This window comes from Arenibacter antarcticus (assembly GCF_041320605.1).
Taxonomy (GTDB): Bacteria; Bacteroidota; Bacteroidia; order Flavobacteriales; family Flavobacteriaceae; genus Arenibacter; species Arenibacter antarcticus.
Genome location: NZ_CP166679.1, coordinates 3,046,213 through 3,061,990 on the forward strand (window position 1 = coordinate 3,046,213; position 15,778 = coordinate 3,061,990).

Annotated in this window: 15 protein-coding genes; 8 read left to right on the forward strand and 7 right to left on the reverse strand. The window is 39.2% G+C overall.

Features of this window, described 5'->3' with window-relative positions; genetic code table 11:
• Positions 1-66: 66 nt before the first annotated feature.
• From KCTC52924_RS12645 to KCTC52924_RS12670, 6 genes are all read left to right on the forward strand, one after another.
• Positions 67-1,506 (forward strand): ATP-dependent RecD-like DNA helicase, encoded by a 1,440-nt coding sequence (locus KCTC52924_RS12645; RefSeq protein ID WP_251808487.1) that lies wholly within the window; start codon positions 67-69, stop codon positions 1,504-1,506.
• 27 nt (positions 1,507-1,533) lie between these two features.
• The gene (locus tag KCTC52924_RS12650) at positions 1,534-2,106 is read left to right on the forward strand and encodes a DUF4126 domain-containing protein (protein WP_251808488.1); all 573 of its coding nucleotides are present in this window, start codon (positions 1,534-1,536) and stop codon (positions 2,104-2,106) included.
• A gap of 371 nt (positions 2,107-2,477) precedes the next feature.
• Positions 2,478-3,206, forward strand: coding sequence for a 3-deoxy-manno-octulosonate cytidylyltransferase (gene kdsB, locus KCTC52924_RS12655; protein WP_251808489.1), 729 nt, complete (start codon positions 2,478-2,480; stop codon positions 3,204-3,206).
• Positions 3,197-3,907: an HAD family hydrolase gene (locus KCTC52924_RS12660; RefSeq protein WP_251808490.1), complete on the forward strand. Its 711-nt coding sequence runs from the start codon at positions 3,197-3,199 to the stop codon at positions 3,905-3,907. The genes kdsB and KCTC52924_RS12660 overlap by 10 nt, the downstream gene beginning before the upstream one ends.
• A 46-nt stretch (positions 3,908-3,953) precedes the next feature.
• Positions 3,954-5,030, forward strand: coding sequence for an iron-containing alcohol dehydrogenase family protein (locus KCTC52924_RS12665; protein WP_251808544.1), 1,077 nt, complete (start codon positions 3,954-3,956; stop codon positions 5,028-5,030).
• Between the two features lie 101 nt (positions 5,031-5,131).
• Entirely contained in the window at positions 5,132-5,671 is a 540-nt protein-coding gene (locus tag KCTC52924_RS12670) for a 1-acyl-sn-glycerol-3-phosphate acyltransferase (RefSeq protein ID WP_251808491.1), read from the forward strand.
• Between the two features lie 2 nt (positions 5,672-5,673).
• Here KCTC52924_RS12670 and KCTC52924_RS12675 read toward each other — a convergent pair whose 3' ends face one another.
• From KCTC52924_RS12675 to thrA, 7 genes are all read right to left on the reverse strand, one after another.
• On the reverse strand, positions 5,674-6,384 hold the full coding sequence (locus KCTC52924_RS12675; RefSeq protein ID WP_251808492.1) for a YebC/PmpR family DNA-binding transcriptional regulator: 711 nt from the start codon (positions 6,382-6,384) through the stop codon (positions 5,674-5,676).
• Between the two features lie 66 nt (positions 6,385-6,450).
• Positions 6,451-6,738, reverse strand: coding sequence for a 4a-hydroxytetrahydrobiopterin dehydratase (locus tag KCTC52924_RS12680; RefSeq protein ID WP_251808493.1), 288 nt, complete (start codon positions 6,736-6,738; stop codon positions 6,451-6,453).
• 50 nt (positions 6,739-6,788) lie between these two features.
• A complete protein-coding gene (locus KCTC52924_RS12685; RefSeq protein ID WP_251808545.1) occupies positions 6,789-7,604 on the reverse strand; it encodes a sugar nucleotide-binding protein in 816 nt (271 codons plus the stop codon).
• Between the two features lie 39 nt (positions 7,605-7,643).
• Positions 7,644-8,729: a glycine cleavage system aminomethyltransferase GcvT gene (gene gcvT / locus KCTC52924_RS12690; protein ID WP_251808494.1), complete on the reverse strand. Its 1,086-nt coding sequence runs from the start codon at positions 8,727-8,729 to the stop codon at positions 7,644-7,646.
• Positions 8,730-9,115: 386 nt separating this feature from the next.
• Positions 9,116-10,411: a threonine synthase gene (gene thrC / locus KCTC52924_RS12695; RefSeq protein ID WP_251808495.1), complete on the reverse strand. Its 1,296-nt coding sequence runs from the start codon at positions 10,409-10,411 to the stop codon at positions 9,116-9,118.
• A 35-nt stretch (positions 10,412-10,446) separates the two neighbouring features.
• On the reverse strand, positions 10,447-11,373 hold the full coding sequence (locus KCTC52924_RS12700) for a homoserine kinase (RefSeq protein ID WP_251808496.1): 927 nt from the start codon (positions 11,371-11,373) through the stop codon (positions 10,447-10,449).
• A gap of 122 nt (positions 11,374-11,495) precedes the next feature.
• Complete coding sequence (gene thrA / locus KCTC52924_RS12705) at positions 11,496-13,940, reverse strand: bifunctional aspartate kinase/homoserine dehydrogenase I (protein ID WP_251808497.1); 2,445 nt, start codon at positions 13,938-13,940, stop codon at positions 11,496-11,498.
• Between the two features lie 48 nt (positions 13,941-13,988).
• On the opposite strand from thrA, the gene KCTC52924_RS12710 reads away from it, so the two are divergent.
• Together KCTC52924_RS12710 and KCTC52924_RS12715 are read left to right on the forward strand one after the other, a co-directional pair.
• Positions 13,989-14,114: a hypothetical protein gene (locus tag KCTC52924_RS12710; RefSeq protein ID WP_285903398.1), complete on the forward strand. Its 126-nt coding sequence runs from the start codon at positions 13,989-13,991 to the stop codon at positions 14,112-14,114.
• Between the two features lie 93 nt (positions 14,115-14,207).
• On the forward strand, positions 14,208-15,746 hold the full coding sequence (locus KCTC52924_RS12715) for an NAD(P)H-hydrate dehydratase (RefSeq protein WP_251808498.1): 1,539 nt from the start codon (positions 14,208-14,210) through the stop codon (positions 15,744-15,746).
• The last annotated feature ends 32 nt before the right edge of the window (positions 15,747-15,778 follow it).

The following is a 15,778-nucleotide window of genomic DNA, read 5'->3' on the forward strand; positions in this document are numbered from 1 at the left end:
ATCTACAATTTTTTTTTAATGCCAAAAGTATTTGGCCTTAAAAATACTGATTATCTTTGAAGACCTATGAATTCTATATCAGATACCAATTTTTATAACTTACTAAAAGACAAATTCCCACATGTTGCAACGGCCAAACAGTCGGTTGCATTACAGCAACTTGCAACATTTACCCTTTCTAAAGAAAAAGACCTAGTCTTCTTGCTGAAAGGATTCGCTGGAACGGGAAAAACCACGATAGTGGGTACCATTGTGACCAATTTGTGGAAAACTACCATGAAGGCGGTATTAATGGCACCTACTGGAAGGGCGGCCAAGGTGATGTCTAATTACTCCGGGACCCAAGCCTTTACCATTCACAGGAAAATTTATTTTCCTAAAAAGCAAAGTGGTGGTGGGGTGCAATTTGTACTAGCGCCCAACAAACATAGGAATACCCTATTTATTGTAGATGAGGCGTCCATGATTTCTGATAGCCCTGCAGATTCCAAACTATTGGAGAATGGCTCCTTGTTGGATGACCTTATGACGTATGTTTATTCTGGACATAACTGCAAACTTATACTTATAGGCGATACCGCCCAGTTACCTCCCGTACATTTAAATATCAGTCCTGCACTGGATGAGGGCCAATTATCGCTGAATTATAATAAGGAGGTAGTTGAGTTGGAATTGGATGAAGTGGTAAGACAAGCAGAAGACTCTGGGATATTGGCCAATGCCACTTATTTAAGAGAACAATTGCAAAGTGAGTTTTATGATAATTTTAAATTCTCCGTTTCCCAATATAAGGATATTGTCCGTTTAATTGATGGTCATGATATCCAAGAGGCTATAGATGAATCCTATTCGCAAAATGGCAAAGAGGAAACGGCTATTATTGTCCGCTCCAACAAAAGGGCCAATCTGTATAATGATAATATAAGGAATAGAATCCTGTATTTGGAAAACGAGTTGGCGGTAGGAGATTATATGATGGTGGTCAAAAACAACTATTTTTGGCTTAAGCCCAGTTCGGAAGCAGGTTTTATTGCTAACGGGGATATTATGGAAGTTTTGGAGATTTTTGCGATTAAGGAATTATACGGATTTAAATTTGCAGAAGTAAAGGTGAAGATGGTGGATTATCCCGATCAAAAGCCCTTTGAAACGGTGCTTTTATTGGATACTATTATGGCAGAAACCCCATCTTTGTCTTATGAGGAGGGCAACCGATTGTATCAGGAGGTAATGCGGGATTATGCCGATGAGAAATCCAAGTACAAAAAGTTTTTGGCGGTAAAGAACAATAATTATTTCAATGCCCTTCAGGTTAAATTTTCTTATGCCATTACCTGTCATAAATCCCAAGGAGGACAATGGAATACGGTTTTTGTAGAGCAGCCATACCTGCCCAATGGTATAGACAAGGAATACTTAAGGTGGTTGTATACGGCCATTACCAGGGCTAAGGAAAAGTTGTACCTGATTGGGTTTAAGAACGATTTTTTTGTTGATTCGGAATAGCCTAATTTCGCATTAAACTAAAAGCAAATGGCCTTTGAGACCGTTTTAAGCATTTTTTTGGGAATCGGGCTTGCCACTTCGGTAGGTTTTAGAATTTTTTTACCCCTGTTTGCCTTAAGTTTATCTGCCTACTTTAATGTATGGGAATTAAATGATAATTGGGAATGGATAGGGAGTCTAACAGCTTTAATTACCTTAGGGGTAGCTACTGTTGTAGAAATTTTCGCATATTTTATTCCGTGGGTCGATAATTTGCTGGATAGTGTTGCAGTACCTTTGGCTGCAATTGCCGGGACAGCCGTAATGGTTTCCACAGTTGCGGATTTGGATCCTATTGTAACATGGACTTTAGCCATAATTGCTGGGGGTGGTACGGCAACCGCCATTAAAAGCACCAATGCCACAGGAAGGCTTGCGTCTTCGGCCACTACAGGTGGATTGGCCAACCCATTAATTGGCTTAGTGGAAACAGTTGTAGCTGTGGTGATGACTGCTTTGGCTATTTTTGTACCTCTACTTGCCGTAATCCTTGTCGTTGTTATATTGTTTGTCCTTTTTAAACTTTATAAGAAACTGAGATCTAAACCTAATCCTAATTAATATTAAATAATTTTCCTGTGAAATGAGGATGACCCAAAGCTGGTCGCAAATACGAATGAAGATATGCGTACCTGACTGCCGTCAGACAAGTTTACCTGCCGTAGGTAGGTTTGCATACCTGAACTGGAATTTACCTATCGTAGGTAGGCGCAGCCGAAGTATGACCGTTAAAAAACAATAAATATCTACATATGAAATGAGCATGACCGAAATCTGGTTGCAAATACGAATGAAGATATGCGAATCGCATATGACCGTTAAAAAACAATAAATATCTGCATATGAAATGAGCATGACCGAAATCTGGTTGCAAATACGAATGAAGATATGCGAATCGCATATGACCGTTAAAAAACAATAAATATCTACATATGAAAATTATCGCAATGATCCCGGCTCGTTATGCAGCTTCTAGATTTCCTGGAAAGCTTATGCAGGACCTACAAGGGAAACCAGTTATACAAAGAACCTATGAAGCAGCCATCAACACAGGTCTATTTCAGGAAGTTTATGTGGTAACGGATAGTCCCGTTATTTTCGAAACAATAGCCAAAATAGGAGGTAAGGCCATAATGAGCAAAAAGGAACACGAATGCGGAAGTGATCGTATCGCCGAGGCCGTGGAGTCGATGGAAGTAGATATTATTGTTAACGTGCAGGGAGATGAACCTTTTACAGATCGTGAAAGCTTGGCCAGTGTCATAGAAGTTTTTAAGGATGACCATCAACAAGAAATAGATCTTGCATCCTTAATGACTAGGATAAAGGATTGGGTAGAGATCAACGACCCTAATACGGTAAAAGTAATAGTGGACAATCAGAATTTTGCACTTTATTTTTCAAGGGCTCCTATCCCTTATCCAAGGGCAAGGGAATTGGATATCCCGTACTATAAGCACAAAGGAATTTATGCCTTTAGAAAAAGGGCATTAATGGATTTCCAGAGATTGCCCATGCAAATTTTGGAGGCTACCGAAAAAATAGAAGCTATTAGATATTTGGAATATGGGAAAAAGATTAAAATGGTAGAGACTAATGTCTCAGGGATTGAAATAGATACCCCAGAGGATCTGGAAAAGGCCAAAAGTGTATGGAAATAGATTATAGCAATATAAAAGTGGTCGGATTTGATGCTGATGATACCTTATGGGTTAATGAAACCTATTTTAGGGATACAGAGGAAAAGTTTGCAAACCTTTTAGATAAATACGAAACCAAAAACAAAATTGACCAAGAACTCTTTAAAACAGAGATAAATAACTTGGCGATTTATGGTTATGGGGTAAAGGGGTTTACGTTATCCATGATAGAATCTGCGCTCGATCTGTCAAATAATAAAATATCACAAGCAACCATTGGGGATATCCTTAATCTAGGGAAAGAAATGTTGTCCCAACCCGTAGAATTGTTGGATGGAGTGGAAGAAGTATTGAGAAAGCTAAAGGATCATTATCGTTTGATTGTTTTGACCAAAGGTGATTTGTTAGACCAGGAGCGTAAATTGGAAAAATCGGGCCTATCCAAATATTTTCACCATGTGGAAGTACTGAGCGATAAAAAGGAAATAAATTATACAAACCTCTTGGAGCACTTACGAATTCCAGTATCGGAATTTTTAATGGTGGGGAATTCTTTAAAATCGGATGTGTTACCCATTGTGAATATTGGAGCTAAAGCGGTGCATATCCCATTTCATACCACTTGGCAGCACGAGGAAGTGAAATTGAAAGAACATCAGAATGGTCATCTTACCCTGAACACCATTTCTGACTTGTTAAAATATCTTAACTATGGCAATTAAAATAAGTAATAAAGAGAATAAGGAGTCTATAAGTACTGATCTTAAGATGAACTATAGGAATTTACCTATGGTTCCAAGGGTTGTATTTGGCAACGGTAGTTTTGATCAGCTGGGAGATATTTTGTTGCCACAAAGAAAAAGTTCGGATGCCCCGATGATTTTTTTGGTCGATGATATTTTTGAGGGAACCCAACTTATTTCTAGAATTCCATTGATCTGTAACGACCAGATTATATTTATCTCGGCAGATGAAGAGCCTAAAACCGATCAGGTAGATCTTTTGGCTGATAGGATACGGGATCATTTTAATGAACTTCCCTCCGGTATTGTGGGGATAGGGGGTGGTACCTTGTTGGATTTGGCAAAGGCGGTGGCGATTATGTTGAATAATAAAGGTAAATCGTATCAATATCAAGGCTGGGACCTAGTGAGAAAACCGTCTATCTATCACGTGGGTATTCCAACGATTAGTGGTACCGGTGCCGAAGTATCTAGGACTACGGTTTTATTGGGACCCGAAAAAAAATTGGGCATCAATTCCGATTATACTACTTTTAACCAAGTTCTTTTAGATCCAGATCTTACCAAAGGCGTTTCCAAGGAACAGTGGTTTTATACAGGAATGGATTGTTTTATTCATTGTATCGAGTCGTTAAACGGTACCTTTTTAAATGCCTTTAGTCAGAGTTATGGGGAAAAGGCCCTAGAACTTTGCAAGGAGGTTTATTTGGAGGAATTGGACCCTTCAGATTCCAGGGATAAATTAATGATGGCTTCCTGGCATGGGGGGATGAGCATTGCATATTCACAGGTAGGGGTTGCCCATGCTATGAGTTACGGGCTTTCCTATTTATTGGGAGTAAGACATGGAATTGGGAATTGTTTGGTTTTTCAGCATTTGGAGGAGTTTTATCCTGAAGGAGTGGCTATGTTCAACATAATGAAAGAAAAGCATCAAATAGCATTGCCAACAGGGATATGTGGTGCGTTAACCGAGAATGATTTTGAAATAATGATCAATGTAGCCCTTAGCTTAGAACCGCTTTGGGAAAATGCCTTGGGAAAGGAATGGCGAAAGCTAATTAGCCCAGAGAAGTTAAAATCGATTTATCAGAAAATATAAGTATTCATCTGGGGCGATTGCATCTCAGAACATAAATGCTCACGAAATTGTAGGAGTGAAAGCCTTCTTAAGATTGATCGAATTTTTATAATTTTTTATATATGCATACTCTGGCAAAATTTATTTATTTTAAAATTATGGGCTGGAGACTTATTGGTTCCTTCCCGGAAGTGAAGAAATGTGTTATTATAGTAGTACCCCATACCAGTTGGGTAGATTTTTTTATGGGACTCTTGGTGCGTAGGGTTTTGAATGAAGAAATTAATTATATAGGGAAGAAAGGACTATTTAAGCCTCCATTTGGTTGGTACTTTCGTTGGATGGGAGGGACTCCCATAGATCGGACCAAGAATATGGATACGGTCAGCGCTACAGCAAAATTATTTCAAGAAAAGCAACAATTTAGGCTTGCCTTATCCCCGGAAGGTACGCGGAAAAAGGTGACCGAGTGGAAAACTGGGTTCTATTATATCGCAAAAGCCGCCAACGTACCTATTGTATTGGTAGCGTTTGATTTTGGTGAAAAACAGATAAAAATCTCGGAACCCCATTTCCCAACAGATAATAAAGAACAAGACTTTATTACTTATAAATCATTCTATAAGGGCGTTTTAGGAAAAGTTCCTGAAAATAGTTTTTAGGATTACTCCTGCATGGTATGATATACGTTCTGTACATCATCATCCTCTTCAATCTTTTCCAATAGTTTCTCCACATCTGCAGCTTCCTCTTCCGACAATTCCTTGGTCACCTGTGGAATACGTTCAAAACCTGAGGAAAGAATCTCTATCTCGCGGTTTTCCAATTCCTTTTGTATGGCCCCAAAACTTTCAAAGGGAGCATATATCAAGATTCCATCGTCATCGGCGAAAACCTCCTCGGCTCCAAAGTCGATCATTTCTAGTTCCAATTCCTCGGGGTCTATCCCTTCCACGGGGATCCTAAAATTACAGGTATGGTCGAACATAAATTCTACAGAACCTGAAGTTCCCAAACTACCGTTACATTTGTTAAAATAACTTCTGATGTTAGCTACAGTCCTAGTATTATTGTCCGTTGCAGTTTCTACTAAAATAGCAATACCATGGGGCGCATAGCCTTCAAAAAGTACCTCTTTATAATCGCCTAAACTTTTATCGGAGGCTTTCTTTATGGCCCTTTCCACATTGTCCTTAGGCATATTTACAGCCTTAGCATTTTGGATAACCGCTCTTAACCTAGAATTAGACCCCGGATCCGGGCCGCCTTCCTTTACGGCCATTACAATATCTTTGCCAATTCTGGTGAAGGCTTTCGACATTGCAGACCATCTTTTCATCTTACGTGCTTTTCTAAATTCAAAAGCTCTTCCCATTATTTGGTTTTATTTGGATTATTGAAGCAAATTTAACAAATTTTAATACTGCAACAAGCGTTAGGTTTATTCACTTTCAATTATTTCTTCGATTGATTTGGCTAATTTGAAATCCTTTTCGGTTACCCCGTTTGCATCGTGAGTATTTAGGCGAATATTTAAAGAATTATAAACGTTGCTCCAATCAGGATGATGGTTTTGAGCCTCACATTCAAAGGCAATTCTGGTCATAACCGAAAATGCGTCCTTAAAATCTTTAAACTCAAATGATGTTTCCAAGGCTCCATCCACATATTCCCAACCGTCCAATTGTTCCAATCTTCTTTCTATTTCTTCTTTGGATAATGTGCTCATAATGTTGTTTTTGGTAAAGTTAATAAAATACCTCTCCTTTTAATGGGCTTCTAGGTAAATATATGCTGGTCTATAATGTCCTGACAATTAAACTGTAGGTCTGTGGGTAGCCTATTGGTTTTGGGTAATACTGCTAGATATCGATCTTCGTTGGTTGTGTATACCCGTTTTAAAATTGGATGGTAATTTCCCATTCGTTTTATAATTTCCTCTATAAAATCCTCATGATGGGTCAGGTCTTCGGATCCTAAATGAAATATTCCGGATTTATCACGATTTATTAAATAATGGATCTGTAGGGTAAGTTTGTCATCACTAGTGACGTTCATTATCAAATTAGGGAAGACTTCCAACGGCTCATTTAGATCGAGCGAAGCTTTTATTTCCTTTATTCTAGGGGAATTATTGCCAAAGACCATGGGAACTCTTAAGATGGCCATTTTAGATTTAGGGATCCTTAATAGCATATTCTCGATTTTTATTTTTAATCTGCCATAGATGCTTTCAGATAGGGTTTTATCATTTTCATAGGAAGGAAATTTGATATAGGCATCAAAAACGTTTGCGGAGGAAATGAAATATAATTTACAATTATTTTTCAATATATATTCTACCATATGTTGGTGTGCAATCACCTGAGCCTGAAAATTGCCCCTAAGTGCGGAAATAATAAGATCGGGTTTTATCTTATCGAGAATTTGGACAATATCATCCTCCTCCAAATCATACCTATGGAATTGATTGTTATCCTCGAAGTTTTTTCTCGAAGAATAATAGGTTCCATAGGTATCAAAATAGGAATTTAATTCTCGGTAAATAGCATTACCGATAAAGCCACTGGCTCCTAATATGAGTATTTTGTTCATCCGATCATCTCCTTTTCCGCAGCTCAAATATTAATAAGGTTATCCTTTATAAAAAGGGAGTTTGACAATGGTTGCTGGAACTGCATTTTTTCTGATCTGAATAAAAATAGCGGTACCAGCATCCGAAATTTCGATAGGGACAAATCCAAGGCCTATTCCTTTTGAAAGGGATGGGGACATGGTTCCGGAAGTTACATTGCCTATGGTGTTACCATCCTTATCTACAATTGCATATCCCTGTCGCGGAATACCTTTTTCCGTCAATTCAAAGGCGATTAATTTTCGTTTCGGTCCGGCTTCCTTTTGTTTCGCCAAAGCTTCACTATTTACAAAATCCTTGGTGAATTTTGTAATCCATCCCAAACCTGTTTCCAAAGGTGATGTAGTATCATCTATATCATTTCCGTATAGGCAATAGCCCATTTCCAATCTCAAAGTATCCCTAGCCGCCAAGCCAATAGGTTTTATTCCAAAATCGGCACCGGCTTCAAAAACCTTATCCCATATCTGCTGTACCTCTTCGTTCTTGCAATAAATTTCAAATCCCCCAGATCCAGTGTATCCTGTCGCGGAAATAATGACATGTGGTATTCCAGCAAAATCCGATACCTCAAAGGTGTAAAGTTTTAAGGCCGATAAGTCTACAGAGGTTAGCTTTTGCATTGCCTCTACCGCTTTTGGACCCTGAATGGCCAATAGTGAATAGTCACCGGAAATATTGCGCATCTCTGCTCCAAACTCCTCATTGTATTTACTTATGTGTTCCCAATCCTTATCTATATTGTCCGCATTTACCACTAGTAAATACTGTTCCTCTTTTATTTTGTAAATAATAAGGTCGTCCACAATACCACCTGTTTCATTGGGAAGACAGCTGTATTGTGCCTTACCTATGGCTATTTTAGAAGCATCATTGGAGCAAACTTTTTGGATCAGATCCAACGCTTTTGGACCACCGATTAAAAATTCTCCCATATGGGATACATCAAATACGCCTACTCCGGTGCGGACCGTTTCATGCTCTATGTTAACTCCTTCATAGGAAACAGGCATATTATATCCTGCAAAAGGTACCATTTTAGCTCCTAATGCCTCATGGGTCTTTGATAAGGCTGTGTTTTTCATTGAATCGATTTAAAAGGTAAAAGTATTGAAAATTAATCGTTGGGAAAATGCATGCCGATTTTTGTTTTCATAATTTAACGTTAAAGCAAAAGGAGAACTCCATCTATTACATCTACAGGATCTAGATGTATCCTCATAGATGTCGCTACTTACTATTTATTTGGTCTCCAATGCAATTAAAATTGGGCACTTCACCTTCCTTAGTTCACTCGTGGCTATATTTTATAACGGCACAGACCTACAATCCAAGTTGAAAATTTGGCTGCAAATAACCTTCGGTATGTATGTTTTGGTAAAAGCTGTTTAACCCCTTTGTTGCCTGTCTTGATAAATCACCTATGCTGCAGGACTCCCAATTATCAATCTGTTAATAACATTGGAATGGTTTATTCCCGCTTTAAAAAGGCCTTTAAATCCTCGTAATTAGAGATGTTAATGGATTTTTTCTTTTTGTTCAACAGTTTGGCAATTTTATCTGGAAGATCTATGTTTTCACGAATAGTGTCCTCCACGACATCCAAAAATTTTACAGGATGGGCCGTTTCTAAAAATATGCCATAACATTCGGGATGTTGGGCTTGGTATTTTTTTATTCCTAGATAGCCAACAGCTCCATGAGGATCTGCTACATAGTTATAATCATTGTAGAGACTGAGCATGGCTTTTTTGGTTTCTTTATCCGTAAATGAATAGGAGCTAAGGTTGTTGGACAGTTCTTTAAAATTGTCCTTGTACAAATGTCTGATTCGAATAAAATTACTAGGGTCGCCCACATCCATTGCATTGGAAATAGTGGCGATAGAAGTTTTTGGGCTATAGGTGCCCGTTGCCATGAAATTGGGAACAATATCATTAACGTTGGTGGCTGCTATAAAATGCTTGCATGGCATTCCTAGTTTTTGTGCCATGATACCTGCGCATATATTTCCGAAATTCCCACTAGGAACGGAAAAGACAATTTCCTTACCTAAAGATTTTGCTTGTTTGTAGGCGAAAAGGAAATAGAACATTTGTGGAAGCCAACGGGCTACATTGATGCTATTGGCGGAGGTCAATTGCATGTTTTCAGTAAGTTCTTTATCTAGAAAAGCCGATTTCACCATTTCCTGACAATCATCAAAAGTGCCATCCACTTCTAGGGCAGTAATATTTTTACCTAAGGTGGTCAGTTGCTTTTCTTGAATATCGCTCACTTTGCCACTTGGATAAAGAATAACCACTTTAACCCCAGGGACATCTAAGAAACCATTGGCTACGGCTCCACCGGTATCGCCAGAGGTAGCAACCAGCACGGTAATAGCATTGCTTTTTTCGTTGGAAAAATGTCCTAGACAGCGTGCCATAAATCTGGCACCTACATCCTTGAATGCCATAGTAGGGCCATGAAAAAGTTCTAGGGTGGCAATATTTTCCTCTATGGGAACAACAGGGAAATCAAAGTCTAATACCTCTTTCAATATTTCCTTTAATGCTGCTTCGGGAATTTCATCCCCTACAAATTGTTGGATTGCTAAATAAGCAATTTCTTGATTTGAAAAGGTTTCCAAACTGTCAAAAAATGAGGGAGCCAAAGGGTGTATCTCTTCTGGGAAATACAATCCCCTATCTGGAGCTATACCTTTTATAACGGCCTCCTTAAAAGAGACATTGGGGGCTTTTTTATTTAGACTATAAAAGTTCATTTGTCAATTTATTTTGTTCTTAAATCTATAGAATTTTATATAATTTTAATCCCTTCAGTATTTATTTTTGAAATGTGAACGTCGTAGTCCACTCCTATCTTTTGATAGACATTCTTCATGGCATCGGCAACCAATCTGGCATTTTCCTCCCCTTTGCTCAAGGCGAAAATGGAGGGTCCAGATCCTGAAATTCCACATCCCAAGGCCCCTGCTTCCAAGGCATTCTCTTTTACTTTATCAAAACCTGGAATAAGAATAGATCGTATGGGTTCTACAATATGGTCTACCAAAGATCTGCCAATTAGCTCGTAATCATTGGTGTAAAGCCCTGCGATAAGTCCACCTACATTCCCCCATTGCTTAATGCCGTCTTCCAGCGATATGGAAGTTTTCAATATACGCCTAGAATCTGACGTCTTGACTTCAATTTGTGGATGGATTACCGTGGCATAAAGTGCTTCTGGAGTTGGAATCTTAATAATATCTAATGGATGGTAGCTCCGAACCAAGGTAAAACCACCAAATAGGGCAGGGGCTACATTGTCTGCATGGGCCACCCCGCTTGCCAATCGCTCTCCTTCCATGGCGAATTTCACCAATTCCAAATTGGAAAAGGGGTAATCTAGAAGGGCGTTCATTGCCCACACTGCTCCAGCCGAACTGGCAGCGCTACTTCCTATTCCGCTGCCTGCCTTTATCTTTTTATAAATTTCAATTTCAAAACCTCCCATGTATTCGCTCTCTGCCAACAGGGCCAACCCGGCTACTCCAGCTACATTGTGCAGGGTTTCGGTGGGTAGGTCTTGCCCCGTAAGTTTGGTGATGGTTATACCTTTCTTTGAGGTTTTTCTAATTATCATTTCATCGCCTACGGCATCCAAGGCAAGTCCTAGTACGTCAAATCCGCAGGAAACATTAGCGATTGTGGCTGGAGAAAATATTCTTATTTCGTTACTGTCCATGATCTTATTAATCTTCTGAATTGTACTATTTTAAAAGGTAAAACATTTCGGTCCTATTCGTATTTAGATCTTGTTTTAAATCTAAAATATCAGATGGATGGAAAGGAAAATTTAGGGGTACCCTAAAAATTACCGATTCGGATAATATCAGCAAATATACCAGAAGCCGTAACATCGGCGCCAGCTCCTGCTCCCTTTATGATCATAGGTTGATTTGGGTATCTTTCGGTATAAAACAACACAATATTATCACTGCCCTCAAGATTGTAAAAATCATGTCCCTTTGGAATACGTTGAAGCCCTACGCTTGCTTTCCCGTCTTCAAACTGTGCCACATACTTCAGTTTACTATTCTCAGCAACTGCTTTTTGATACATTTCTTGGAAGGAAGCTTCGTAATCTTGAAGGCTGCGGAAGAAATCCTCGTTATTATCCGTTTGTAAACTCGCCTCAGGTAGGAAAGAATGGTTCTCAATATCCTCTATATCCAAAACATTTCCACTTTCGCGAGCCAGGATTAGAATTTTTCTCATAACATCTACGCCACTTAGGTCAATTTTCGGATCTGGTTCAGTGTAGCCTTCCTGTTGCGCCTGTTTTACGACATCGTGAAAGGTAGTGCTGTCGTTGAAATTGTTAAAAACAAAGTTTAGACTTCCAGAGAGCACGGCCTGTATTTTCAATATTTTATCACCTGAGGCAACCAAATGCTTTAGGGTGTCTATGATTGGGAGACCTGCCCCAACGTTGGTTTCAAATAGGAAGGGCGCATTGTATTTTCTTGCCAAATCTTTTAATTCCTGATAATTGCTGAATTTAGAGGAGCAGGCTATTTTATTACAGGTTACCACGGAGATACTATTTTGCAAATAGGAATGATAGGTATTGGATACTATTTCGCTGGCAGTATTGTCCACAAAAATACTGTTCCTATAGTTTAGCTTCATCACCTTATCGTAAAACAAGGCTTTATCGGCTTTTTCTCCCGATGCAAGCGTATCTACCCAATTTTTTAGGGATATACCGTCCTCATCAAAGATCATGGTCCTGGAGTTAGACATGCCAATGACGCGGATGTTGAGTTTTAATTTCTCTTTTAAATACTTTTTCTGCTGTTGGATCTGATCTAAAAATTTGGCTCCTACGTTACCAACCCCCATCACAAAAAGGTTCAGCTGTTTTATATTCTCTTCAAAGAATTCTTCATGTAAGGTGTTGAGTGCTTTTTTTACATCTGATTTTAAGATTACTGCCGATATGTTCCGTTCGGAAGCACCTTGAGCAATAGCGCGAATATTTACATTGTTCCTTCCCAAGGTGCTGAACATTTTCCCGCTCAGGCCTTGGTGGCTTTTCATATTGTCTCCAATCAAGGCAATAATGGTGAGGTCTTTTTCGGCTATGACCGATTTTATCTTGCCCCTAGATATTTCAAAATCGAATGCCTCGTTAATAATCGCTATCGCTAGTTCTGTATCCTGATTGGAAATTCCCACACAGATGGAGTGTTCCGAAGAGGCCTGGGTAATAAGGACCACGCTGATGTCAGCGTTGGAAAGCACTTCAAAAAATCGTTTTGATATTCCTGGGATACCTACCATACCTGGGCCTTCCAAAGACAAGAGGGCAATATCTTCCACATGGCTTATTCCCCTTACGGTTTTCCCTTTTCCATTTTTATTTTTAGTAATCAGAGTGCCTGGATCTTCAGGTTTAAAGGTGTTTTTGATGACAATGGAAATGCCTTTGGACAACACTGGCTGAATAGTGGGAGGGTACAATACTTTTGCTCCAAAATGAGAGAGTTCCATGGCCTCCTCATAGGAGATATGAGGTATGGACATCGCTTGTTTTACTAATTTAGGATTGGCGGTGTACATTCCGCTCACATCTGTCCAGATTTCCAGAATTTCGGCGTCTACGGCATTGGCAACGATGGCAGCGGTATAATCCGATCCCCCGCGTCCCAATGTGGTGGAAATCCCCGAAACGGACGATGCGATAAAACCACCCATAACAAGAACCTTTTGGTTGTGTTCCTTTACAGCGGTATTACAATTGCTGTTGGTAAGTTGAAAATTTACCGTTGCTTTTCCATGTATCGAATTGGTCTTGATTAATTGTCTACTATCCACATAAGCGGCATCTATTCCCTCAGCTATAAAGTACTCACTTATGATATAAGAGGAGAGCAATTCGCCATAACTAACTATTTTATCTGATAGTTTAGGGGTTATCTCGCCAATCAAGAAAGCACCTTCCAACAATGTTTCCAAGGTGTTTAGCTCACTTTTAACTTTGCTGAGTATTTTACTCTGGGAATGGATCGGTATCAACTCTTTGATTGTGGTTAAATGCCGATCTTCAATTTCTTTCAAAAAAGTTTTATAAGAGATATCCTGAATAGAGGCCAAAGCAGCCGTTCTAAGTAAAAGATCGGTTATACCTCCAAGTGCAGAGACAACAACAATGGTTTTGTCCGACTGCTGATTGGCGATTATATTTTTTACTAAACTTATATTGTTGGCATTGGCAACAGAAGTGCCGCCGAATTTTAGAACTTTCATGGTTCAAATGGATTAGATGATAAAACTGATTTGTGCGAGAAATGAAAAATGGACGTATATGTAGTAGTTTACCCCAATGGGGTAGTGGTGCCGATAACGGTAGCAGCAGTAAAGCTATTGATGTATGGCGAATTATCCATGTTGTTGTCCGATTTAATCACAGGCATAATATAATTAAAGAATCAAATGTAGTATTTTTGATTGCCCTATCAAATCCTTAAGTGAATTTTTGTGAAATCGATAAATTTTATCAAATATTTTTGTTGAATGAAGATTTTTAATACCAAAGAAATATACGAAGCTGATAAATTCACATTAGAAAGGCAGCAAATTAGTGCTGAAGATCTAATGGAAAAGGCTGCCGTTCAGATTTTTAACTGGATGCATACCAGATTAAACGGGGATCAGACCCAAATATATATATTCTGTGGTGTAGGCAATAATGGGGGAGATGGGCTAGTGCTTGCAAGACATTTAGTGCAGCATGGGTATAGGGTAACGGTCTGTGTCGTAAACTTTAATGAGCATAGGTCAAAGGAGTTTTTGATTAACTTAGACCGCTTAAAGGAAGCCAAAGTTTGGCCCAAATTTTTAGGCGAAAGTTCCATTATCCCGCAATTAGAAAAAGAAGCTATAATTGTAGACGCTATTTTTGGCATTGGCCTGAAAAGAGCTGTTGCTCCTTGGGTTCTAGAAGTTTTTCGTGAAATAAATAAGTCCAATGCGTTTGTATTGTCCATAGATATTCCTTCTGGATTATTTATGGATCATAAAGTTCCGAATAACGATGAGGCTGTAAAATCTAGTTATCTACTGAGTTTTCAAGTGCCGAAACTTATATTTTTTCTACCAGATACCGGGCTGTTTTTGGATCAATGGGAGCTTTTGGATATTGGTTTGGATACGGATTTTCTTATGCACGCACCCTCGGACTATGAGCTAATTGGTAAAGCAGAAGTACTCCCCTTTTATCGCCCAAGGACAAAATATACTCATAAAGGAACTTATGGACATGTGCTGATCATTGGAGGGAGTTACGGTAAAATTGGTGCTGTACTTATGGCGGCCAAGGGGAGTTTATATGCAGGAAGCGGGTTGGTTACGGCATTTGTACCTAAATGTGGACTTGTACCGCTTCAAAGTGCATTTCCAGAGTTGATGGTGCTAACCGATATCAACGAAACCGAAATTACTAATATCGATTTTAATTTTACACCAACAGTGATCGGGATTGGAGTAGGAATGGGTACTGGTACTAATGCCGTTAAAGCCTTTTCCTTATTTTTAAAAAATAACAAAACCCCTTTGGTCATAGATGCTGATGGGTTGAATATTCTAGCGAAGAATCCTGATCTATTTTCGGACTTACCGCCACAAACGGTGCTAACACCACATCCCAAAGAATTAGAGCGAATGTTGGGGAAATGGAAGAACGACTTTGATAAGTTGATAAAAACGAAGGAATTCTCCAAAAAACACGATTGTATAGTGGTTATAAAAGGGGCGCATACCATAACAGTCTATGGTGATAAAGGATATGTAAATTCTACAGGAAATCCAGGGATGGCTACAGGAGGAAGTGGTGATGTGCTCACCGGGGTAATTACAGGATTATTGGCCCAAGGATACGCGACTTTAGAGGCTGCTGTTTTTGGAGTTTATCTGCACGGTAGGGCTGCCGATATAGCAATTAGGGAATGTGGATTTCAGGCGTTGGTGGCTACGGATATAATAGCCCATTTGGGGAAGGCCTATTTGGACCTGTTTGTAGATCAGGTGAATAGTCTTCAGGATGAGCAAGCCTAGTGTTGTGTGTTTTATCTGTGTACGTCTAAATG